Origin of the sequence: Saezia sanguinis, from assembly GCF_003991585.1 — a bacterium.
GTDB classification, from domain to species: Bacteria; Pseudomonadota; Gammaproteobacteria; order Burkholderiales; family Burkholderiaceae_C; genus Saezia; species Saezia sanguinis.
On sequence record NZ_PQSP01000212.1, the window covers coordinates 1 to 236 of the forward strand.

Below are 236 nucleotides of genomic sequence, written 5' to 3' on the forward strand. Positions count from 1 at the left end.
GGATAGGGTTTCGCGTGGCGGATCATCCCCGCAGGTGAGGACAGACTAGGAGAACGGCAGTGCCGTACATCATCGCTGAACCGTGCGTTGACGTGAAGGACAAGGCATGCATCGAGGAATGCCCCGTGGACTGCATCTACGAGGGTGGCCGCATGCTGTACATCCATCCCGACGAATGCGTGGACTGTGGTGCATGTGAGCCGGTGTGCCCGGTGGAGGCGATCTTCTACGAAGAC

General features: G+C 59.7%; 1 protein-coding gene. It reads left to right on the forward strand.

Annotated features, from left to right (window positions below; all coding sequences use genetic code 11):
- Window positions 1-152: 152 nt before the first annotated feature.
- Window positions 153-236 (forward strand): 4Fe-4S dicluster domain-containing protein (locus tag CUZ56_RS16480; protein ID WP_455431073.1); only part of this gene is annotated, 84 nt, incomplete at its 3' end.